Source organism: Pseudomonas sp. Arb-4-2C (genome assembly GCF_055755015.1).
Genome location: NZ_CM146899.1, coordinates 6,059,673 through 6,080,769 on the forward strand (window position 1 = coordinate 6,059,673; position 21,097 = coordinate 6,080,769).

Genomic DNA, 21,097 nt, shown 5'->3' on the forward strand with positions numbered 1-21,097 from the left:
AGACGTCAGTTCATGCGCCACCGATTTCACGGATGTTTGCTAGCATTGCACCCGGATCAATCCAGATCAGCCACGAGTGCTCTACATGCAACTCCCGGACATGAATCTTCTGGTCGCCCTCGACGCCTTGCTCGACGAGGGCAGTGTGGTCGGTGCTGCGCGGCGCATGAACCTCAGCCCCGCCGCCATGAGTCGCACCCTGACGCGCATCCGTGAAGCCATCGGCGATCCGATCCTGGTGCGCGCCGGCCGTGGCCTGGTGCCCACCCCCAAAGCCCTCGAGCTGCGCGAACAAGTGCGTGATGTGGTTGAGCAAGCGGCGCTGTTGTTCCGGTCGGCCGACACCGTGGAACTGGGCACTTTGCGCCGGCGTTTCAGCATCCGCGCCAACGACTTTTTCATCGGCGTGTACGGCGGCAAGCTGTTCGATACCCTCGACCAGCTGGCGCCGCACTGCGAGTTGCGCTTCGTCCCGGAGGGCGATGGCGACGATGAAGCGTTGCGCGAAGGGCGCATCGATCTGAGCGTCAGCAACACCCGCCCGGTGACCCCTGAAGTCAAAGTGCAAAACCTGTTTTCCACGCATTTCGTGGGTCTGGTGCGTGAGGATCATCCGTTGCTCGACGGCGAAATCACCGCCGAGCGTTACGCCGGGTTCTCCCATATCAGCATGTCGCGCCGTGGCATTGCCCGTGGCCCCATCGACACCGCGTTGAACGCCTTGGGTCTGGAGCGGCGGGTGGCGGTGATCGCGCCGAGCTTCCACGCGGCGATGTTCGCCTTGCCCGATTCCGATCTGATTCTGCCGGTGCCCAAGGAAGCCTTGCTCAGCGTGCGCCGACTGGGTCTGAAACTGCGCTCGTTCGACCTGCCCATCCCGTTGCCGACGCTGATGCTGACCCAGGCCTGGCACCCGCGCTTCGACAAGGACCCGGCGCACCGCTGGCTGCGTGAAACGCTCAAGGCGTGTTGCGACGAAACGTGGTTGGCCGCGCAACCCTGATTCCACAAACCACACAAACCCCTGTAGGAGTGAGCCTGCTCGCGATGGCGGTGTGTCAGTCGCCGAAAATATCGACTGAAAAGGCGCCATCGCGAGCAGGCTCACTCCTACAAGAGAAATAATTGTGTCTGGCGCACTTATAACCTGCCGATAAGTCAATTTTCGTCAGCAGTAAGCCCGACTAAGATGCTCCGGTATTTTTCCCTCCGGAGTGTGCATTCATGACATCCCTGACGGTTCCGGCGCCCATCGCTGTGGCCAGTCCGGCGACGGCGGTCACGCCACCGGTATTCGGGGCGCGGATCATCACCGGCCTGGTCGGTGTGCTGTTGGCGGTGCTGGTCTCGGGCCTCAACGAGATGGTGACCAAGGTCGCGCTTGCCGACATCCGGGGCGCGTTGAACATCGGGTACGACGAAGGCACCTGGCTGGTCGCCTGCTATGCCGCGACCTCGGTGGCGGCGATGGCTTTCGCGCCGTGGTGCTCGGTGACCTTCTCGCTGCGCCGTTTCACCCTCTGCGCGATCAGCCTGTTCACGCTGCTCGGGGTGCTGTGCCCGTTTGCCCCGAACTACGAAAGCCTGTTGCTGATGCGCACCCTGCAAGGGCTGGCCGGCGGCGCGTTGCCGCCGATGCTGATGACCGTTGCGCTGCGCTTTCTGCCGGCCAATTTCAAACTCTATGGCCTGGCGGGTTACGCGCTGACCGCGACGTTCGGCCCCGGCCTCGGCACGCCACTGGCCGGCTTGTGGAGTGAATACGTCGGCTGGCAATGGACGTTCTGGCAAATCATCGTGCCGTGCCTGATTGCCATGGCAATGGTCGCCTGGGGCATTCCGCAGGACCCGCTGCGCCTGGAACGCCTCAAAACCTTCAACTGGAAGGGGCTGCTGCTGGGCTTTCCGGCGATCTGCATGCTGGTGATCGGTTTGCTGCAGGGCAACCGGCTGGATTGGTTCGAGTCGGACTTGATTTGCGCTCTGCTCGGTGCCGGCTCGCTGTTGCTGCTGGCGTTCCTGATCAACGAATGGTCGCAGCCGATCCCGTTTTTCAAGCTGCAGATGCTCGGCATCCGCAACCTGTCGTTCGCGCTGATGACCCTCGCCGGGGTGCTAGTGGTGTTGCAGGCAGTGGTGTTGATTCCGTCGAGCTATCTGGCGCAGGTCCAGGGTTATCGCCCGGTACAGACCGCGCCGATCATGCTGATCGCCGCATTGCCGCAGTTGATTGCGCTGCCGCTGGTGGCGGCGCTGTGCAACTTGCGCTGGGTCGATTGCCGCTGGGTGCTGGGCATCGGTTTGAGCATGTTGACGCTGTCCTGCCTGGGCGGCTCGCTGCTGACCTCGGAGTGGATTCGCGACAATTTCTACGTCCTGCAATGGCTGCAGATCTTCGGCCAGCCGATGTCGGTGCTGCCGCTGCTGATGTTGTCCACCGGCAGTATCCAGCCGCAGGACGGGCCGTTCGCCTCCGCCTGGTTCAACACGGTGAAAGGCCTGGCGGCGGTGGTCGCCACCGGGGTGATCGAAGCGCTGACCACCGCGCGCCTGCATTTCCATTCGAGCATGCTGATCGACAACCTTGGTAATTCACCGTTGGCCGATCGCAGCGATCCGGGCCTCGCCCATCGCCTGCACGAACAGGCCGTGGTGCTGACGTCTTCCGATCTTTATGTGTGCATGGCCGGCGTCGCGGTAACGCTGATCCTGCTGATTTTCTGGCTGCCGACGCGGATCTTTCCGCCGCGCGCGCCGACCTGATGGCTGTACTGAAACAGAAGGTTTTTATGACGACTCAAGCAAAGCAGAAACTCGCGGTGGCCGTGGCCGCCGCACTGGCGGTCGGTGTGCTGGTGTACCTGGCGATGCCCGGCCTGTTCGGCAAACGGACTCAGCAAACCACCAACGATGCGTTCGTCTCGGCCGACTACACCTTGGTGGTGCCGCGCGTGGCCGGGTTCATCAAGGAGGTGCTGGTGGAAGACAACCAGCAAGTGAAGGCCGGGCAGTTGCTGGCATTGATCGATGACCGTGACTTGCGCGCTGCGGCGCAAGCCGCCGATGCACAAACCCTGGTCGCCCGCGCGCAGCTGCAAAACGCCAGGGCGACGTTGGAGCGGCAGACGTCGGTGATCGCTCAGGCCCAGGCTACCGTCGTGTCGGCCAAGGCGGAAATGGCCTTCGCCCAGCAGGAATTGAATCGCTACAACCATTTGGCCGGCGTCGGTGCCGGCACTGTGCAGAACGCGCAGCAGGCGCGTACCCGCATTGATCAGGCGAGCGCACGGCTGGATACCGCCAGTGCGAAACTGGCGGCCGAGCGCAAGCAGGTGGAGATTCTGACGGCGCAGCGCGATGCCGCCGAAGGCAGTTTGAAGCATGCGCAGGCGGCGCTGGAAATCGCCAGTTTCGAGCTGTCCTATACGCGCATCACCGCGCCGCAGGATGGCATGGTCGGCGAGCGTGCGGTGCGCGTCGGCGCCTATGTCACGCCGGGCAGCAAACTGCTGGCGGTGGTGCCGTTGCGCCAGGCGTATGTGGTCGCCAACTTTCAGGAAACCCAACTGACCGATGTGCAGCCGGGGCAGGAGGTTGAAGTGCGGGTCGACAGCCTCGGCGGCGAGGCCTTGAGCGGTCGCGTCGAAAGCATCGCGCCGGCGACGGGGGTGACCTTTGCCGCCGTGAAACCGGACAACGCCACCGGCAACTTCACCAAGGTCGTGCAGCGGATTCCGGTGAAGATCCTGCTTGAGCCGGGTCAGCCATTGGCCGAGCGGCTGCGCGTCGGTATGTCGGTTGAGGCGCGCATTGATACCCGCCGTTCGGCGCCGGCGGTGCGTGAGGTGACTCAGCGATGATCAAGGTTGAATCGGCTGGCGCCTTCGCGAGCAAGCCCGCTCCCACAGGAGGAACGCATTCCAACGTGTGGGAGCGAGCCTGCTCGCGAAGAGGCCAGTGGCAGCAACTCACCCTCAGTGCCTTGCTCGCCCTTGGCCTCAGCGCCTGCACCGTCGGCCCGGATTTCCACAAACCCCAGGCCACGCAAATCGCCGACTGGGCCAAACCCGCCAGGTCCGCCCCAAGCCAGGCGGTCAGTCAGCCGCTGAACGAACGCTGGTGGGAGGTTTTCCATGATGCCCCGCTCTCGACGCTCACCCAGCGTGCCATGCAGAGCAACCTCGATTTGCAACTGGCCAGCAGCCGCTTGCAACAAAGCCGCGCCGCACGCCAGGTGATCAGCGCGGAGCGCTACCCGAACACCGCCGCGACCGGCAGCTACGCGCGCCAACGCAATAGCGGCAAAGGCTTGAGCGACCCGTCCGGGCACAACGGCGATTCGGCCTTCAACCTGTGGGACGGCGGTTTCTCCGCCTCCTGGGAACTGGATTTCTGGGGCCGCGTGCGCCGGGAAACCGAAGCTGCCGACGCCAACCTCGAAGTCGCTGAAAATGATCGTCGCGCGGTGTTGTTGGCGGTCCTTGCCGACACCGCGCAGAACTACATTCAGCTGCGCGGCGTGCAAAACACGCGTGCGGTCACCGAGCAGAACCTCGACGTCGCCCGGCACAGCCTCAAACTGTCGCAACTGCGCCTCAACGATGGTGTGGCGACCGATCTGGACGTCGCCGAAGCCGCCGCGCAGGTCGCCGCCATCGAATCGCGCCTGCCAGCGCTTGAGCAGCGTCAGTCGCAGCTGATCAACGCGATCAGCCTGTTGCTGGGCGAGCCGCCACAAGCCTTGGCCAAAGTGTTATCCATAGACGCCGCGGTGCCGCAGTCGCCGCTGCAAGTCGCCATTGGATTGCCGTCGCAACTGGCTGAACGCCGCCCGGACATCCGTCAGGCCGAGGCGCAGCTGCACGCGGCCACCGCGAACATCGGTGTGGCCAAGGGCGATTTCTATCCGCGCATCACCCTGTCCGGCAGCCTCGGCTCGCAGGCGATGCAACTGAGTGATTTCGGCTCTTGGGGTTCGCGCGCGTTCGGCATCGGCCCGCAATTCAGCCTGCCGTTGTTCGACGGCGGGCGCCTGCGCGGCATGTTGCAACTGCGCGAAGCCCAGCAACAGGAAGCCGCCATCGCCTACCAGCAAACCGTGCTGCGCGCCTGGCATGAAATCGACGATCAACTGACGGCCTACAACGCCAGCCAACGCCGCCGCGACAGCCTCGCCGAAGCCGTGCGCCAGAACCAGATCGCCCTGCGCACTGCGCAACAGCAATACGTCGAAGGTGTGGTCGATTTCGTCAACGTCCTCACCGTGCAAAGCGCGCTGCTCTCTACGCAGGAGCAGTGGGTGGAGAGTTCGACCGGGGTGTCACTGGCGATGGTCGGGTTGTACAAGGCGCTGGGTGGGGGATGGGAGTCGGTGTATCCGGTGGGGGAGATGGCGCAACGCTGAAACCGCGCGAACGTGAGCAAGTCAGCGAATTCGACGGGTTGACCATAGCGCTTCGGTCGGATTACAGAACGGGCAGCGAAGCAATGCTGGCCTTTCGCTTGACGCTAACCCCCGCTGTCGTAGACTCCGCTCATCCGTCAGGGAGTAGCGGTTATGCAGCGTTTTCGTGGTTGGGTTATTGGATTGACCTTTGTAACGTGTGCAGTTCAGGCGCAAACGCCCGGGCCAGACGATCCGCTGCTGGATAACGCAGCCCCTGCGGCAGCCACCGCCAGCAGTGAGGCGCGCGGGGTGTTGCGGGCGCGGGATCAGGCGGTGCTGGCCAGTGAGTTGTCGGGGCGCATTGTCGAGTTGCCGTTCAGCGAGGGCGAGTCGTTCAAGAAGGGCGATGTGCTGGCGAAGTTCGATTGCTCGGCGTATCAGGCTCAGCTCAATGCGGCGCAGGCCGCCAGTCGCGGTGCCGGTGAGGAGCTGGCACACAACAGGCAGTTGGCGGCACTCAATTCCGTCGGGCGTTTCGAAGTGGCACGGGCCGAGGCCAAGGTCAGCGAAACCCAGGCGCAATCCCAGGTGTATCAGGTTCAGGTCAAACGCTGCAGCGTGGTCGCGCCGTTCGACGGGCAAGTGGTCGAGCGCAAGGTGCAGCGCTTTGAAAGCGTGGCGGCCGGTGCGCCGCTGCTTGATGTGGTGGATAACCGCACCCTGGAAATCCATCTGTTGGTGCCGTCGCGCTGGATGGCCAGGCTCAAACCCGGGCAGACCTTCAGCTTTATCCCCGATGAAACCGGCCAGCCGATTGACGCTACGGTCAAACGGCTTGGTGCGCGTATTGATGAAGGCAGCCAGACGCTGTTGCTGGTCGCCACACTTCCCGAAGCCAAAGGCTTGCTCGCGGGCATGAGCGGTACGGCGCATTTCGCGGAGCTCAAATGAACGCCCCGGTGGCCGGCGGCGCCGAGCAGGTGTTCGCGCGGTTTCTTGACCTCGAACGCCAGACCCGCGCCGCCCGCGATGCCTCGCAACTGGCCTACAGCCTGGTCAACGACGGGCAGGCGCTGTTCGGCTTTCGCCATGCGGCGCTGTTGATCGCCGGCAAGGTGCAGGCGGTGACCGGGGTCAGTGCGGTGGAGCCGAATGCGCCGTTCGTGGCGTTCGTCGAGCAGGCCGTGGCGCAGTTGTTCAAACAGAATGTGCTGAAGCAGGCGCGAGTGATCACCGCGGATCTGCTGGCCGAGTCGATTCAGGCCGACTGGCGCTCGCTGTCGGCGGCGCAGGTGTTCTGGCTGCCGTTGATTGATCGCAAGGGCGAGGTGTTCGGCGGTCTGTGGCTGGCCCGCGACGTCCCGTGGAATCCTTCCGAACAAGTGCTGCTGGCGCAACTGGGCGACACCTACAGCCACGCCTGGCTGGCGCTGCAACCGCGCAAACCGTGGCGCCTGCGCTGGACGCGCAAACGTCAGGTGGCGCTGGTCGCTGTATTGTTGCTCGGGCTGTTGATCCCGGTGCGTCAATCGGTGCTGGCGCCGGCGGAAGTGGTGCCCCAGGGCGGACGCGTGGTGGCGGCGCCGCTGGACGGGGTGATCGCCGAGTTTCTGGTCAAACCCAATCAGTTGGTGAAGACCGGCGACCTGCTGCTGCGTTTTGAGAGCACCACGCTCAAGGCCCAGGCCGATGTCGCCGAACGCGCCTTGGGTGTGGCCGAAGCAGAACTGAAATCCAACTCGCAACGTTCGTTTGCCGATGCCGAGTCCAGCGCCAAGGTCGATTTGCTCGCCGCCCGTGCCGAGCAAAAACGCGCCGAGCGCGATTACGCCCGTGAGTTGCTGGCGCGCAGCGAAGTGCGCGCCGAACGTGACGGGATCGCGGTGTTCGCCGACGCCGAGCGCCTGACCGGCAAACCGGTGCAGACCGGTGAACGGCTGATGGAAATCGCTGACCCGAATCAGGCCGAACTGCGCATCGAACTGGCGGTGGGCGACGCGATTGCCCTGGCGCCGGGGGCCGAAGTCGCGTTGTTTCTCGACAGCGATCCGTTGCAGCGTCACCTCGCCACGCTGGAGCGTTCGGCCTACGAGGCGCAACCGACGGCGGGCGGGCAATTGGCGTATCGGCTGGACGCCAATTTCAGCGAGGCGCCGCCGCGCATCGGCCTGCGCGGCACGGCAAAAATCTTTGGTGAGCGCGCCCCGCTGGCCTTGTACCTGCTGCGTCGGCCACTGGCCGGCCTGCGTCAGAGCGTGGGCCTGTAAATGAACCTGCCGAGCCTGCGTGCCGACCTGCAACTGTCGCCCGCGGCGCCGGCTTTGGACGGTTCACCGCGCTGGACCTTGGCCGATCCGGTGCGCGGTCGCTATTTCAAGCTTGGAACGGCGGCGATGCGTCTGTTGCGGCACTGGTCGCTGGGCGATGCCGAGCAGGTGTTGCGCGCCGCCAATCGCGAGCCGGGTCTGGCGCTGGACAGCCGCGAGCTTGAGCAGTTGCTGGAGTTTCTGCGCGGTCATGATCTGATCAGCGCGATGGATGATCAACAGCGCGCCAGTTACCGGCTCAAGGCTCTGGCGCAGAAGCAGAGCCTGTGGAAAGTCCTGCTGCACCAATACCTGTTTTTCCGCATTCCATTGTGGCGCCCGGACGCCTTTCTCAACCGTGCCTGGCCGTGGCTGGAACGCTGCGGCCCACGCGTGCTGCGCTATGGTTTGCCGGCGACTCTGGGCCTCGGAGTGTTTCTGGTGTCGCGGGACTGGCAGCGCTTTGTCGGCACCTTCCCGCACCTGTTCAGCCTCGGCGGCGCGCTGGCGTTCGGCGTGGCATTGTTCTTCGCCAAGCTCTGTCACGAGTTCGGCCATGCGTTCATGGCCAAGCGGGCCGGGTGTCGGGTGCAGAGCATGGGTGTAGCGTTCATGGTGCTGCTGCCGATGTTCTACACCGATGTCAGCGATGCCTGGCGGGTCAATGATCGTCGCGCGCGCCTGCTGATCGGCGCCGGCGGGGTGTTGGCGGAATTGCTGCTGGCGTGCATCGCACTGCTGGCCTGGTCGCTGTTGCCCGACGGCCCGGGGCGCACGGCGGCGTTCATGCTCGCCAGCGCCACGTGGATCACCACGCTGGTGGTCAATCTCAACCCGTTCATGCGTTTCGATGGCTATTTTCTGCTCAGCGATCTGTGGGAGGTCGACAACCTGCAGGGCCGGGCCTTTGCCTTGTGCCGCTGGCGGTTGCGTGAATTTTTGTTCGGTTATGGCGCCCCGGCGCCGGAGCCGTGGTCGCCGAAGATGCAACGGCGTTTGCTGATCTGGGGGTATGGCTCGTGGTTGTGGCGTGCGGCGTTGTTTTTCGGGATCGCGTTAGCGGTCTATCACCTGTTCTTCAAGGTGTTGGGGATTTTCCTGATGCTGGTGGAGCTGGTGTGGTTCATCTTTTTGCCGATCATGAATGAGTGGCGCCAGTGGTGGAGCCGCCGCGAACAGGCCCACGGTCCGCGCGTGCTGCTGAGCAGTCTCGCGGTGCTCGGGCTGCTGCTGGTGCTGATCGTGCCGTGGCGCAGTGCGGTGGAATTGCCGACGATGCTCGAAGCCGGACGCGCCAGCGCCCTGCACGCGCCAGCGTCAGCACGGGTGAAAACGGTGAAGGTCACCGACGGGCAAACGGTTGCCCAAGGCGATGTGCTGATCGAACTGGAGTCCCCGGATCTTGACTCGAAACTGGCCATCGTCCGTCGGGAAATCCAGATCCAGCAATTGCTCATGCGCCGTCAGGCCGGACGCAGCGAAACCGCCGCCGACGCCAGTATCATCGAGCAGAAGCTGGCCGAAGCGGTGGCGCAATACCGTGGCCTGAGCGCGCAGCGTGAACGTCTGTTGTTGCGCGCCCCGCATGCCGGTCGCGTGCGTGATCTGCTGCCGAACCTGACGCCCGGGCGCTGGCTGTCGACCCATGATGCGCTGGCGCGAGTGGTCGAGGACGGCGCGCGGTTGCGCGGGTATCTGGCCGAGTCCGAATTGTGGCGAGTCAAACCGGGGGCCAGTGGGCGCTTTATCGCGGACGATCCGATGCACCCGGCGCTCGCCGTGCAACTCAACGAAATCGACAGCAACGGCGTGGCTTATGTCGATCAGGAGGCGCTGACCTCCGATCACCACGGGCCGATCGCCGTGCGCCGCGATCAACAGCAACGGGCAGAACCGGTGCAGGCACAGTACGGCGTGCGGCTGAGCACGGTCGATGCGGCGGCGACGCCGGTGCAGCCATTGCGCGGCGTGGTGGTGGTGCAGGGCAGCGGTGAGTCGGTGCTCGGTGTGGCCTGGCGCCGGTTGGCGGCGCTGGGGGTCAGGGAAAGCGGTTTCTAGGGGAGAGCACAATGGCGGACAGCGCAGCGATGGCAGCAGACGGATTGGTGGTGCGACCTTCGCGGGCCACCGACGGCCCGTTCCTGCAAAGCCTGTATCAGACGGCGCGGCCGGATCTGCAATGGATCGATGGCGAGCAGGAACAGGTGCAGCAAGTGGTCGCCCAGCAGTTTCAGGTGCAGGAGCAGGGCATGGGCGATAACTGTCCCAATGCGATGCACTACGTGGTGGAGAAACTCGGCACGGCGATCGGCGCCCTGAGCACTGATTTCGGCCCCAACGAGATTCGCTTGCTGTACCTGGCGTTCATTCCCCAGGCACGCGGCCAGGGCTATGGCCGCGCGGTGCTGCAAGGGGTGCAAAAAGCCGCGCAACAGGTGCGCTGCCCGGTGGCGACGGTGGTCTGGACCAGCAACCCGCATGCGCGCCGGCATTATCTGGCGCTGGGGTTTGCGGTGGAGCAGAGCAATCCGGCGGCGGAGCGGCTGGTCTGGTATCCACAGGGTTAGCCCTGCAGAAAAAACCTGTGGCAGCGAGCCTGCTCGCGAAGGCGTTGATTCATCCTGCATCGTTGTTGGCTGACAGGACGCTTTCGCGAGCAGGCTCGCTCCCACAGGGCGGGTGTACAGCAGTTGAAGATGAGGTTGCGCTAGATGATCGAGTCGATATCGAGCGTATGCGGCGCGCCGATCGTGTGCCCGTAAAGTGAGGCCAGCAACGCATCGTTGCTGGCGTTGTCCGGCGCCTGCGCCAGTTGTTCTTCCTTGAGGTTTTCCGGGTGCGCGCGCCAGCGTTGCAGGCTTTCGGCGAGCAGCTCCGGCTGTTCGGCGAGCAGGCCGTAGACGTCGCAGGCCCGGACCCGCTTATGCCGCAGAGCGCTCAGGCGCGCATGGGTGGTCTCGATGCCGCTGACTTCGTGGTTGATTGCCTCGATCGTGCGCTCCTGGGTGCGCACATAGGCCTCTGGCCGGGCCAGCAGGTCCTGGCGGGCGGCGCGCAATTGCCGGGTAATGCGCACCAGCGCTTGCTCCACCCATTCGAACTCGCTGTCAGTGACCCGTGTGCGACTCGTCTCATGGGCCTGCTGCCAACGGCGCAGGGCTGCCCAGCATGCCGGGACATAGCCGCCGACCACCGAGTGATGCCCGACATTGAAGAGCTGCCGCAACAAGACCGGACGATCCGGCAGGCCATTTTTCTGCTGCAGCGCGACGGTGCACGCGGCGTGCTGGGTGATGGTGTCGCAGCCCGGCTCCCATAGAATCGAAGACACCCGCTGACGCCCGAACTCCACCGGCATGGCGTGATGCAGGGTGCCATGGTGGTCGTAGGCTTCCCCCGTCCAGTTGGTAATGCCCGCGACGAACACCGACAGCCCGACCGGCACATTGGTAAACATCAACGCCGCGCCAGGCCCGTAAACCCCGATCTTGGTGTTCATCCAGCTACCCGGCACGCTGGGCACCGGGTCGTTGTGGTTGACCATGCGGTAATGCACCAGCGGGGCGGCGGCTTTGGTGAAGACCGTGTCGCCGGCGCGGGGGGCGCCGTAGGTGTAGAGCTGGATGTTGTAGCCTTCGGGGTTGCGACGAAGCATTTCCGAAAGCAACAAAGTGATTGCTCCACCCAAGCTGTGTCCACAGATCAGTAGTTTTTGACCTGCGTAGAATCGGTCCAGATAGCTCGCTACAAAAGCTTCTGCTTTTTTTGCAGCGTCATAAAATCCCCGATGAACCTGGCCTTCTCCCTCCTCGAACGGCACTTGCAGAGCGTCAGCATCCCGTAATCCGTCGGGAATAATCTCAAAGGTGCCACGCACGGCGATCAGGATCAGTTCGTCATTGTGGGTGATAAAGGCCTGGGTGTCGGTCGCGTCTTTCCCGAGGTGTCTGTCGTCGAGAAAGTGGACTTTCTCAGGGTGCTCCTGCTCCGCACCCAGAGCCGGGTTATTGACCTCATACAGTGCCGGATCGAACGGCACGATTTCCAGCCTTCTGGAATACGCCACGTCTTCATACAAGGGGTAATAGGCTTTGCTTTGCGCGGCGTCGACGCGCCACAACTCCTCTGATTTGGCCAAGGCATCGGCGAACCAGTTGCCCACACTGGGTTGCTCGGGGAAGGTCACCCGGTTTTCCCTGATCGGCGCGGTGGCGGGTTTCTGGCCAAAAGGGCAGTAACTCAGGGTGGCCATCAATGCCAGCTGGTAGAGGTTGAGTGCGCAGAACTCCGGCGCCGTCGACAGCATCGGGCGCAAGGCCCGCAACGCACGCACTTCCAGCACCGTGTGTTTGCGTGAGGCCAGGGCGACACCGACCTGTGCATGCTTGCCCATGATCGCGGACAGGCCGCTGTTGGCGGGGTAGTGGCGATAGACCTCGGGTGGCAGATGGGCGACATGCCTGACCAGATGGCGCACCTCCACCTGGATGTATTCGTCGCCGTCCGGAACGGGTTGTTCGCGGTTACGGGTGGCGTCCGGATTGCGGTAACGGGTATGTTCGGCGCGAACCTGGAGTTCGGTGATTTTCAGGGGGTAGTCGGTTCTAGCCTGCAAATAGTTATAGAACTTGTCTTGGCCTTCGTAAGCTTGATCGAAACATAAGGCAATCGGCCCGGCACAATAGCTGTCGACTTTGCCAATCCCGTTGATATCCAGATACCCACTGAATGCTTGCCCCTCTGAATCGACTGAAACATAGGCCAATCCCCCATAAGCCTCCCCTGAGCCAAACTCGTCGACCAGTTGAAAGCTGCTCCAGTTACCTTGTACCGGACAGCTCAGCAGGCGGCTGTTGAGCGGTGATTGCAAGTCCTTTTCAAGTGACGTCATGTGAAATACTCCTTATTCCGTGCAGCCGGGATAAATGGTGCAGATGCGGCCATCAACCATCTGGAAGGTGCTGAAATCGGTGTGGTTGCCGAAGCAGAAGGCGTACTGGTCTTCGAAGTTGTCGCCCATGCAGCGTTTCCAGCCGTCAGGGACTTTGACCCAGGTCTTGCCGATGGCAGGCCTTTCTTCCGCTGCCAAATCGATCTTCATCCGCACGGTTTTTCCCGGCAGTTGGTCGAGGGTGTAGGCGGCAAAAGGGCGACCTTGCGCTAGCGCGCCAAGCTCATCGGTTTTTTTGCAGTCGAGGAGTTTTCGCAGGATGCGTGGCTTGCCAATGGTGCGAAACAGCCATTGGCATTGGCCATAGAAAGTGCTTTCGCCAGAGCGGTCAAAAACACCCTTGTACTTCGCCTCCAAGTTATCGCGAAGGGCAATAACGGCACTGTCACCACTGGAGTCTCTTCGGCTTTTACCGTATGCAGCCCTAATCTCAATATCAATCTTCCAGATCACTAATGGGCAACCCTTAACCGTTCGGTGGATCGCAACTTCTGAAACTGGCTCGTAGTGTTCGCGCCACTTCAAGTTGTAGCCAACCGCAGTATTTCGCCCGTCCGGGACAGTGCAGCTTTCTCCTTTGGCGGGCACGTATTTGGCGATGGCTTCATAGGCGAACCCCGGCGGCAGATCAGCCGTAAAAGTGAAGCTGTTGGGCGGACTGCTCTTGCAGCCAGCCATAAGGGCGAAGCAACTCCCCAGCACCGCCGTGCATCGCAAACGAGGCCCGGTGAGGACGCTGTGCAACCCCTTTTCAAGTAACGTCATGTGGAACACTCCTTATTCCGTGCAGCCGGGGTAGATGGTGCAGATGCGCCCATCGACCATTTGGAAAGTGCTGAAATCGGTGTAATTGCCGTTGCAGTAGGCACGCTGGTCTTCAAAGCCGTTACCCATGCAGCGCTTCCAGCCGTTGGGTACCTTGACCCAGGTGTCTCCCCAACCCGGCCTTTCTTCCGCTGCCAAATCGATCTTCATCCGCACGGTTTTTCCCGGCAGTTGGTCGAGGGTGTAGGCGGCAAAAGGGCGACCTTGCGCTAGCGCGCCAAGCTCATCGGTTTTTTTGCAGTCGAGGAGTTTTCGCAGGATGCGTGGCTTGCCCGAAGTGCGAAACAGCCACTGACACTGGCCGTAAAACTTGCTTTCAGCCTCATCGTTAAAGGTGCCCTTGTATCGGGCTTCCAGTTCCTCGCGTACTGCGACCACTGCGCTGTCACCGTTGACGTCACTCCAGCCCTTGCCATATGCAGCCCTGATTTCAATATCGATCTTCCAGATCACCAACGGGCAACCCTTGACCGTTCGGTGGATCGCAATTTCTGAAACTGGCTCGTAGTGTTCGCGCCACTTGAAGTTGTAGCCAACCGCAGTATTTCGCCCGTCCGGAACGGTGCAGGTTTCTCCTTTTGCAGGCACGTATTTGGCGACCGCTTCATAAGCAAACCCCGGCGGCAGATCCGCAGTGAACGTGAAACTGTCGGGCGGACTCGCCACACACCCCAACAACATCCCCATGCAGCCCACCCCTGCGGCCTGTCGAAAAAATCGCTTCACTGCGCGGCGTCTCCACCCATCGTTTTCACCCAATGGCTCACCCGTTCGAAGTGTTCCTGCGGCGTTTCACCCGGACGCACTTGCCAGTGCGCATCGATGCCATGAGCGGGTGTTCGCAAGCTGTGGATCAGCAGAAACTCCAGCTGCTGCGCTGTCTGCCAACCCCACGCATCCGCCTGCTCGAGACGTTCACGCAGCCAGACTTCCGGTGGCTGTGTTCGCGCGAGGTCGGCGTAGGCCTGTTCGTGTTCGGCCAGCAGGTAGCGGTGAGCGTTGAGCTGGCGAATCTCGCGGGTTTGCTCAGCAGGCACGGGTGTTTGCAGCCACAGCGGCGACTCCGGCAATCGATAGCTGCCGGGCGCGGGGTTGTCGTTGCTTTCCCATTGCGAGCCCTGCCAGTAACACACGCTGAGCGTCGGGCCGAGGTAGCCCGGTATGGCTTCGGTGGGCAGATGTGCGAGTGTCCGGGTCAGCACGCGGTTGTCGTGAAAGCGGTACAGCGCCTGATGCGGACGGGCGCCGACGATCAGCCGTTGCTGCCAGTGTTCGACCCACGCGGACAGGGCGGTTTGGGGCAGGCTGAACAGCCAGCCCCAGTTGTCTTGCGGACAGGCGAGCAACGGCGCGATGCGTTTGTCGTCATACCGCTCAAGGGCAAAAACAAACGGCCCGTTGTCCGCCAGGTCGGCGGCGGGTGTGTCTTTGTAGAGGATGCGGTAATGCTCGAAGTCGCTGGTTTGCAGCAACAGCCGGCGAACTGCCTGTTGTTGCGAGTCGAGTAGCAGATACAGGTCATGCCCCGAAGCGAATTGGCGGTTCATCCAGTGGCGCGGGAATGCGTCGTTCATGCGGCGTTCTCCCGTGGCAGGCAGACGCCATCGCGGCAGGCTTCGCAAAGCGCGCAGAAAGTCGCTCCCATTGCGTTGTTGTCCGCCAGCAGCGCGAGTTGCGTGGACGCCAGCACGGCGGGCAATGGTGCTGGCGCGGTCAGGTCGTCGACGCCATCGGGCATCGCGGCCCGCGCTGACGCAACCGCTTTGGGATTGCCGCCGACCTGGATGGCACTGCTGCTGAAAATACCGCCGTGACCGATCACCAGGTGCTCGCCGCCGGCCGTGATGCTGATACTGTTGCCGGCGTTGAGTACCAGATGATCGCCGGCGTTGAGATGGATTTGCCGACCGGCCTCGATCGCCTGCAGATGATCGACACGGCTATGGCTGTCTCCGCTGACGTGCAAGTGGTCGCTGGCATGCAGCCGGGTCTTGCGGTCGCCGTGCACGGTGCGCTGGTCTTCTGCCTGCAACACGCTGATGCTGTGGCCCTTGATGGTTTCGTGACGCTGGTTGCCGACGTCCAGGCGGCTGTCGTTTTCCACCTTGTGTTCGAGGTCGCGCTGGGCACGCAGGTAGATCAGTTCGCGACCGGCGCGATCTTCCACGTGCAATTCGTTGAAGCCGCCGTTGTCCGGTGAACTGCGTGAGCGAAACACGCTGCGGGTCTTGTGCTCCGGCAGTTCATAGGGGGCCGGGTTGGCGCTGTTGATCAGGCAACCGCTGACGACCGGTTGGTCCGGGTCGCCCTCGAGAAAACTGACCAGCACTTCCATGCCGACCCGGGGCAGCGTCACGCTGCCATGTGCGCTCCCGGCCCAGTTCGAGGCCAGTCGCAGCCAGCAACTGCTGTGGTCGTCGTGGTTGCCTTCGCGATCCCAGTAGAACTGGACCTTGACCCGACCGAACGCGTCGCAATGAATCTCTTCGTTGACCGGACCGGTGACCACAGCGCTCTGGCTGCCGAAGATTCTCGGCTTCACGAATGAGTGTGGTGGGCGGTAGATCACCTCCCATGGCGTGGCGACAAACTCGTTCCGGTAGCCTTCAACGAAGCCGTCGTCAGTGGCGGCGCTCATCCCGCCCAGCGTCTCCTCCAGTGCTGCGGGCTGTTTGCCGCTGTGGATGACGTCGGTCAGCAGCCACAGCCCGTTGTTTTCCTCGCAGGGATGCTCGCTGATCGACAGGAAGTGACCGGCCACCAGGCTTGGCTGATCGCTGTGGCCGCGGGCCTGCAGGTAGTCGGCGCGATGACTTTCGAGGGCGCGGTGGGTCAGTTGCTTGCCCCGCGCGCCATCGGTGAAGCGCCCCGGATAGCGATAATCCTCAAGTGCCGGCCGGGCCGCGTCGCTGTTGGGCCGATGAGTCGCCTCCAGCAGAAAGCGGGTCTTGCGAAAGTCGTGATCGCGGCGCGCGGTCGCGGTGGGGCGGGTTTCCACCCGTACCTGCCATTGTTGGATCGTGGGTGTTTCGGCAACCATGCCGCTGTTTCGTCGATAGGGTGTCGGGCGATCCAGACGAGGGAACACCGTCTGATTGTCGCCCAGCACCAGCAGGTGTTTTTCCCGGCTGTGCTGGAAGTGGTAGTGAATGCCTTCCTCCTGACACAGGCGCTGGATGAAGTGCAGATCCGACTCCGACTGGACGCAGTAGTCGCGCGGCGGATAGTCGGCACCGAGATGAAACTGGTGCAGGTCACGATGAATGCCGTTGTCCGAGAGAATCCGGGTGATGATCTGTGGCACGTTCATCTGCTGGAAAATCCGCTGATTGAAGCGATGCTGCAGATACGACAGGCGCGGGACCAGTGTCAGGCTGTAGCGCGTCAGGCGTTTGCCGCTATCGCCACGGGCGACGCGATCGACCACGCCGTGGATGCCATGGCCGTCGAGATCGAAGGCCAGGAACGCCTGCTGGTGCATGAGGCTTTCAAGGCGCAGGTTCGCGCGTTCGCTGACCAGCTCAACCTCGAACGCGTAGGGCTGGCTGATGGATTCGTGGCCGGTGAAGGAGAGGACTTGCAGATCGTGTTTAACGTCGGTGAGCGAAAGGCTGAAGCGGGCACGGGTGGTCGACATCCTTTATTCCTTGTCCTGTGACGGGGCACAGGCTCTCGGACGTCGATGCACGGCTTGCGCGCAGACCTTCCCTGGTCTTGCGCGCAACAAACGTCTCGGAGCCAGTTTCGTGCAACGCTAACAAGGCCGCCGAAGAAATGATGTCAGACGCTTCCCAAATTGCAGTCACACATTAACCGGGGCGTGGAAACGCAGGATTTTTTCAGTTGAAGGTAATGTGAAAGTAAGCCAGCGCCGGGTCCCGACCCAGCGGTGGTACCCGCGATACGAAGATACCGTCCACTCGTCCCAGCTCCGGCAGCTCCAGTGCACATAATCCGTCGATGAATTCAGTCGGCTCCAGACTGCTCAACTCGACACTGAACGGTATGCGCTCGCTGTAGCGCATTTTCGCCAGGGGTTTTTCTTCGAACGCCCCGATGTGGATTTGCAGGGCACTGCCATCGGGCAGGTGCAGGGTGCCGATTCGGCCCTCAAGTGCCTGGAAATGTTGGCTTTTCACCGCTTGCAGCATGGTTACACTCCAGCCAGGTGGTGACCGGGGGAGAGAGCTCCCCCGGTGGTTGTTCAGTTGCGCGAAGGATACAAACCCTGCAGGGCGATGCTGAAGTTGAGTACCAGATAGGGGTTCATGATCGCCATCGGCAAGCCGTTGCCGGTGGGGCTGATCGTGCCGCTGATGGTAGTGGCTGCGCCTTTGAGGGGTACGGCCGAGGCGCCTTGGGCATCGGAAAAGATGTTCGCCAGACCGGGGCCGGTGCCCGAGGCGCCGAGGTAGGAATTGGTGGCGGTCGGGGCACCCACCGGGTTGCTGGCCGGGTTGGCCAGTTGCACGGTGGTGGTGGCGGTTACGCCGGCCAGCGTGTGCGTGTGGTTAGGCAGGTTGTTGAGGGTGGCGGTGACTTGTTCGGAGCCGGAGTTTTCACCCATGACGCGGGTTGTCAGGCCCGGCCCGCTACCCTGACAGATCGGCAGGCGGCTCTGCAGATTGGGCAGTCCGAACGTCTGGACGCCATTGCCGCCATAGGTGGTGCCGAGCAATGAAAACAGCGCCTGATACTGTGAAAGGTTCATCATCTGACCATTGCACAAAGCCCAGCCGCTGGGCGCATAGTTGAAGGCAAACGTCAGAACCGTACCCATGTAAACGTCCATAAAGTCCTCATCCTTTCTGATTGGTTGTCGGCGGGCCATTAAGGTGCGATGTCTCTTCCCGTTACGGCCAGGTCTCGCCAAGCCAGAGCGTAGACCCGGATTGACCGGGTTGCCGGATGTCGTGAAACCGCACACCGGCATCGACGGCTCTGCGGTGGCTGACCTAAAGTGACGGGCAGGTTCGGGGCCCTCCGTTCGCGATATTCCGGTACAGCAAGAGGATGCAATGGCGGCACACAGAGAAACGCCGGTTGGCGACACGCAGGATCCGCGCGCGGTCCCGGGGGCATGGCTGGTGGCCTTGCGCCTGATTCGCTGGGCCCGGGAGCATTGGCTGTTGCCGATCATGCTGCTGGCAGCCGTGGTGCGTTTTTACGACCTGACGGCGGCGGCGATCTGGTTCGATGAAGGTTCCAGCGTCCTGCTGAGCCAGTTTTCGCTGACTGAGATCTGGGGGCGTGCGGCCCATGACGTGCACCCGCCGCTGTATTTCCTGTTGCTGCACGGCTGGATCGGCCTGTTCGGTGACGGCATCCTGTCCATTCGCCTGATGAGTGCGTTACCGGGGATCATCACCGTCGGGCTCGGTGTGTGGCTGGTGGATCTGCTCGCCACCCGCCGCGCCGCGCTGCTGGCCGGGCTGCTGCTGGCACTGCTGCCCACGGCCGTGCGCTACAGCCAGGAAGTGCGCATGTATTCGCTGCTCGGCATGTGGCTGATCGGCGCGACGATCGCGCTGGTCTACTGGGTGCGCCAGCCGCGCCGGCATCGCTACCTGGTGGCCTATGCGTTGCTGATGACGGCGGCGTTCTACACCCATTACTTCACTGTGCTCTGCGTGATCAGCCATTGGCTGTACCTGGCAGCGGTGCGGGTGCAGCCGGGGTATCGGCTGCGGCATATCCAGCGCCCGGCCTGGTGGCTGGCCAACCTGAGCATCGCGCTGCTGTACCTGCCGTGGGTGCCCAATCTGCTTGATCTGCTGCAGCACGTCCCGGAACTCAAGGCCAGTAACGATATCGGTTGGGAAGATCCGGTGACCCTCGTTTCGTTGCCGTCGATGGTCTGGTCGTTGCTGATTCAGGACGACGGTTTGACCCTGCCGGCGTGGCTGTTCTGGCCGTTGCCATTGGCGCTGGTGGCAGTGATCGCCGTTGGCCTGCATTGTGATCGCAGTGTGTTTCGCGGCAGTCTGTTGCTGCTGTCTTACAGCGTGGTGCCGATTCTGCTGGTGTTTGGCGTGTCGTTCATCTCGCCGGTGTTCATCGAGCGTTATGTCACGGCCTACGCGTTGGGGCTGCCGATGCTGGTGGCGCTGGCGGTCGATCGCTTGTACACAGGCTCTCGCGTGCTGGCGCTGGCGATCCTGGTGTTGTTTGTCGGTGTCGAACTGGTGGGCGTGAAGAACAACGCCACGGTCGACAGCAATGATCAGTTCAGCGTGGTGGTCGACTACGTCAACCGCCACTTCACCGAGGGTGACCGGATCGTCACCAGCGACATGATGTGGTACCTGAGTTACATCTACTACAACCGCACCGACGCGCAAATTCGCCTGTACACGCCACCTGCAGCGGACGGGCACTCCACGCGCCCCAACGCTTACGGGTTCGGCACGCTGGTCAGCGAGGAGGTTTACCTTGATCGGCTCGCCGATTTGCCCAAGGGCAGCCATCGGGTATGGCTGATCGGCACACTGGATGAACCGAATGACTTCGCGGCGTTGCCCGAGGGCTGGCAGCGGCAGGGCGAAGTTCATGCGGGGGGCGCCTTTGCACGCTGGTATGGGGTGGCGCCAGGCGCCGATAAAACGGGGGGATGAGCGCTAAATCGATTCATCAGGCGAGTCATTCGATATTCCGAATTTTTCCACCTGAATAGTTTCGATTTGATATCAAAACACCACTAGTCGGATGGTCATTGTTCGACTAGGCTCTGTTGGACAAAAGGACTTCCGACTACGGTGAAGGGATTGCAGCAATTCCACTTTATCTCCGGCTTGCCGCGCTCAGGTTCGACCCTGCTTTCTGCGATTCTTTTGCAGAACCCGCGTTTTCATGCCGGGATGACCAGCCCGGTCGGCTCGCTGTTTTCCAGTGTCCTCGATCAATGCAGTGCCGGCAGCGAGTTCGGCGCGGTGATCGACACCGACATGCGCCGCCGTCTGCTGCGCGGCCTGTTTGAGTCCTTCTATGCCGACAAGGCCGACAAGCCGGTGGTGTTCGACACCAATCGGCAGTGGAGCTCACGGCTGCCGGCGCTCAGCGACCTGTTTCCCAAAGCCAGAGTCATCGCCTGCGTGCGCAACGTCGCCTGGGTGATGGACAGCCTTGAACGGCTGTACCGCGCCAATCCTTATGAAAACACCAAGCTGTTCGGCGATGCCGTCGAGCGCAACACCGTCTACAGCCGCTGCGAAACCCTGGCCCAGCGCAACCGCCTGGTGGGTTTTGCCTGGGCGGCGCTCAAGGAAGCCTATTACGGCGAACACGCCGATTCGCTGCTGATCGTCGACTACGACCTGCTGACCCAGGCCCCGGAACGGGTGCTGCGGCTGGTCTACGACTTTATCGGCGAACCGTGGTTCGAGCACGACTTCGATCACCTCGCCTACGACGCCCCGGAATTCGATCAAGGCCTTGGCGTGGCCGGCCTGCACAAGGTCAAACCCAAGGTCGCCTTGCAGTCGCGGCGCACCATTTTGCCGCCGGATCTGTTCAAGCAATACGCCGATTTGTCGTTTTGGCTCGATGGCTCAGCCAGCGCCGCCAATGTCATTCGTATGAAGTCCGACGCCGCGATCAGTTGATCGCGGCGTTTTTCATTGATGCGTCAAC

General features: G+C 62.5%; 17 protein-coding genes. 10 read left to right on the top strand and 7 right to left on the bottom strand.

The window, feature by feature from the left end; all coding sequences use genetic code 11:
• Window positions 1–85: 85 nt before the first annotated feature.
• The 8 genes from AC0J41_RS27465 to AC0J41_RS27500 all read left to right on the top strand — a co-directional run bounded on the left by AC0J41_RS27465 (window position 86) and on the right by AC0J41_RS27500 (window position 10,259).
• The gene (locus AC0J41_RS27465; RefSeq protein ID WP_025113444.1) at window positions 86–1,003 is read left to right on the top strand and encodes a LysR family transcriptional regulator; all 918 of its coding nucleotides are present in this window, start codon (window positions 86–88) and stop codon (window positions 1,001–1,003) included.
• A 221-nt stretch (window positions 1,004–1,224) separates the two neighbouring features.
• Window positions 1,225–2,763, top strand: a complete 1,539-nt coding sequence (locus tag AC0J41_RS27470) for an MFS transporter (RefSeq protein ID WP_473014098.1) — start codon at window positions 1,225–1,227, stop codon at window positions 2,761–2,763.
• Between the two features lie 26 nt (window positions 2,764–2,789).
• On the top strand, window positions 2,790–3,860 hold the full coding sequence (locus AC0J41_RS27475) for an HlyD family secretion protein (protein ID WP_025113442.1): 1,071 nt from the start codon (window positions 2,790–2,792) through the stop codon (window positions 3,858–3,860).
• Complete coding sequence (locus AC0J41_RS27480; protein ID WP_473014099.1) at window positions 3,857–5,404, top strand: efflux transporter outer membrane subunit; 1,548 nt, start codon at window positions 3,857–3,859, stop codon at window positions 5,402–5,404. The genes AC0J41_RS27475 and AC0J41_RS27480 overlap by 4 nt, the downstream gene beginning before the upstream one ends.
• Window positions 5,405–5,557: 153 nt before the next feature.
• The gene (locus AC0J41_RS27485; protein ID WP_025113440.1) at window positions 5,558–6,337 is read left to right on the top strand and encodes an efflux RND transporter periplasmic adaptor subunit; all 780 of its coding nucleotides are present in this window, start codon (window positions 5,558–5,560) and stop codon (window positions 6,335–6,337) included.
• The gene (locus AC0J41_RS27490) at window positions 6,334–7,653 is read left to right on the top strand and encodes an efflux RND transporter periplasmic adaptor subunit (RefSeq protein ID WP_025113439.1); all 1,320 of its coding nucleotides are present in this window, start codon (window positions 6,334–6,336) and stop codon (window positions 7,651–7,653) included. Before AC0J41_RS27485 ends, AC0J41_RS27490 begins: the two co-directional genes overlap by 4 nt.
• Window positions 7,654–9,750 (top strand): site-2 protease family protein, encoded by a 2,097-nt coding sequence (locus tag AC0J41_RS27495; RefSeq protein WP_473014100.1) that lies wholly within the window; start codon window positions 7,654–7,656, stop codon window positions 9,748–9,750.
• Between the two features lie 11 nt (window positions 9,751–9,761).
• Entirely contained in the window at window positions 9,762–10,259 is a 498-nt protein-coding gene (locus AC0J41_RS27500; RefSeq protein WP_473014101.1) for a GNAT family N-acetyltransferase, read from the top strand.
• Between the two features lie 140 nt (window positions 10,260–10,399).
• Here the strand turns inward: AC0J41_RS27500 and AC0J41_RS27505 are convergent, their stop codons facing one another.
• The 7 genes from AC0J41_RS27505 to AC0J41_RS27535 form a co-directional block, all read right to left on the bottom strand.
• Complete coding sequence (locus tag AC0J41_RS27505) at window positions 10,400–12,583, bottom strand: lipase family protein (RefSeq protein ID WP_473014102.1); 2,184 nt, start codon at window positions 12,581–12,583, stop codon at window positions 10,400–10,402.
• Between the two features lie 12 nt (window positions 12,584–12,595).
• Window positions 12,596–13,321, bottom strand: coding sequence for a hypothetical protein (locus tag AC0J41_RS27510; RefSeq protein ID WP_473016040.1), 726 nt, complete (start codon window positions 13,319–13,321; stop codon window positions 12,596–12,598).
• Window positions 13,322–13,420: 99 nt separating this feature from the next.
• Window positions 13,421–14,155, bottom strand: coding sequence for a hypothetical protein (locus AC0J41_RS27515; protein ID WP_473014103.1), 735 nt, complete (start codon window positions 14,153–14,155; stop codon window positions 13,421–13,423).
• A 35-nt stretch (window positions 14,156–14,190) separates the two neighbouring features.
• On the bottom strand, window positions 14,191–15,042 hold the full coding sequence (locus tag AC0J41_RS27520; protein WP_473014104.1) for a DUF4123 domain-containing protein: 852 nt from the start codon (window positions 15,040–15,042) through the stop codon (window positions 14,191–14,193).
• Entirely contained in the window at window positions 15,039–17,105 is a 2,067-nt protein-coding gene (locus AC0J41_RS27525) for a type VI secretion system Vgr family protein (RefSeq protein WP_473014105.1), read from the bottom strand. Before AC0J41_RS27525 ends, AC0J41_RS27520 begins: the two co-directional genes overlap by 4 nt.
• Window positions 17,106–17,307: 202 nt before the next feature.
• Entirely contained in the window at window positions 17,308–17,619 is a 312-nt protein-coding gene (locus AC0J41_RS27530; protein WP_025113432.1) for a hypothetical protein, read from the bottom strand.
• A gap of 53 nt (window positions 17,620–17,672) precedes the next feature.
• Window positions 17,673–18,260 carry a phage tail protein gene (locus AC0J41_RS27535; protein ID WP_025113431.1) on the bottom strand — a complete coding sequence of 196 codons (588 nt, stop codon included), beginning with the start codon at window positions 18,258–18,260 and terminating at the stop codon, window positions 17,673–17,675.
• A gap of 226 nt (window positions 18,261–18,486) precedes the next feature.
• Between AC0J41_RS27535 and AC0J41_RS27540 the strand changes: the two genes are divergently transcribed.
• Window positions 18,487–20,082: a glycosyltransferase family 39 protein gene (locus AC0J41_RS27540; protein WP_473014106.1), complete on the top strand. Its 1,596-nt coding sequence runs from the start codon at window positions 18,487–18,489 to the stop codon at window positions 20,080–20,082.
• Between the two features lie 141 nt (window positions 20,083–20,223).
• Window positions 20,224–21,069 (top strand): sulfotransferase family protein, encoded by an 846-nt coding sequence (locus tag AC0J41_RS27545; protein ID WP_025113429.1) that lies wholly within the window; start codon window positions 20,224–20,226, stop codon window positions 21,067–21,069.
• Window positions 21,070–21,097: the final 28 nt, after the last annotated feature.

Excerpts from the sequence above, each read along its gene's own strand:
- AC0J41_RS27465 (WP_025113444.1), top strand. The coding sequence starts at position 86 with ATGCAACTCCCGGACATGAATCTTCTGGTCGCCCTCGACGCCTTGCTC.
- AC0J41_RS27470 (WP_473014098.1), top strand. The coding sequence starts at position 1,225 with ATGACATCCCTGACGGTTCCGGCGCCCATCGCTGTGGCCAGTCCGGCG.
- AC0J41_RS27475 (WP_025113442.1), top strand. The coding sequence starts at position 2,790 with ATGACGACTCAAGCAAAGCAGAAACTCGCGGTGGCCGTGGCCGCCGCA.
- AC0J41_RS27480 (WP_473014099.1), top strand. The coding sequence starts at position 3,857 with ATGATCAAGGTTGAATCGGCTGGCGCCTTCGCGAGCAAGCCCGCTCCC.
- AC0J41_RS27485 (WP_025113440.1), top strand. The coding sequence starts at position 5,558 with ATGCAGCGTTTTCGTGGTTGGGTTATTGGATTGACCTTTGTAACGTGT.
- AC0J41_RS27490 (WP_025113439.1), top strand. The coding sequence starts at position 6,334 with ATGAACGCCCCGGTGGCCGGCGGCGCCGAGCAGGTGTTCGCGCGGTTT.
- AC0J41_RS27495 (WP_473014100.1), top strand. The coding sequence starts at position 7,654 with ATGAACCTGCCGAGCCTGCGTGCCGACCTGCAACTGTCGCCCGCGGCG.
- AC0J41_RS27500 (WP_473014101.1), top strand. The coding sequence starts at position 9,762 with ATGGCGGACAGCGCAGCGATGGCAGCAGACGGATTGGTGGTGCGACCT.
- AC0J41_RS27505 (WP_473014102.1), bottom strand. The coding sequence starts at position 12,583 with ATGACGTCACTTGAAAAGGACTTGCAATCACCGCTCAACAGCCGCCTG.
- AC0J41_RS27510 (WP_473016040.1), bottom strand. The coding sequence starts at position 13,321 with ATGGCTGGCTGCAAGAGCAGTCCGCCCAACAGCTTCACTTTTACGGCT.
- AC0J41_RS27515 (WP_473014103.1), bottom strand. The coding sequence starts at position 14,155 with ATGGGGATGTTGTTGGGGTGTGTGGCGAGTCCGCCCGACAGTTTCACG.
- AC0J41_RS27520 (WP_473014104.1), bottom strand. The coding sequence starts at position 15,042 with ATGAACGACGCATTCCCGCGCCACTGGATGAACCGCCAATTCGCTTCG.
- AC0J41_RS27525 (WP_473014105.1), bottom strand. The coding sequence starts at position 17,105 with ATGTCGACCACCCGTGCCCGCTTCAGCCTTTCGCTCACCGACGTTAAA.
- AC0J41_RS27530 (WP_025113432.1), bottom strand. The coding sequence starts at position 17,619 with ATGCTGCAAGCGGTGAAAAGCCAACATTTCCAGGCACTTGAGGGCCGA.
- AC0J41_RS27535 (WP_025113431.1), bottom strand. The coding sequence starts at position 18,260 with ATGGACGTTTACATGGGTACGGTTCTGACGTTTGCCTTCAACTATGCG.
- AC0J41_RS27540 (WP_473014106.1), top strand. The coding sequence starts at position 18,487 with ATGGCGGCACACAGAGAAACGCCGGTTGGCGACACGCAGGATCCGCGC.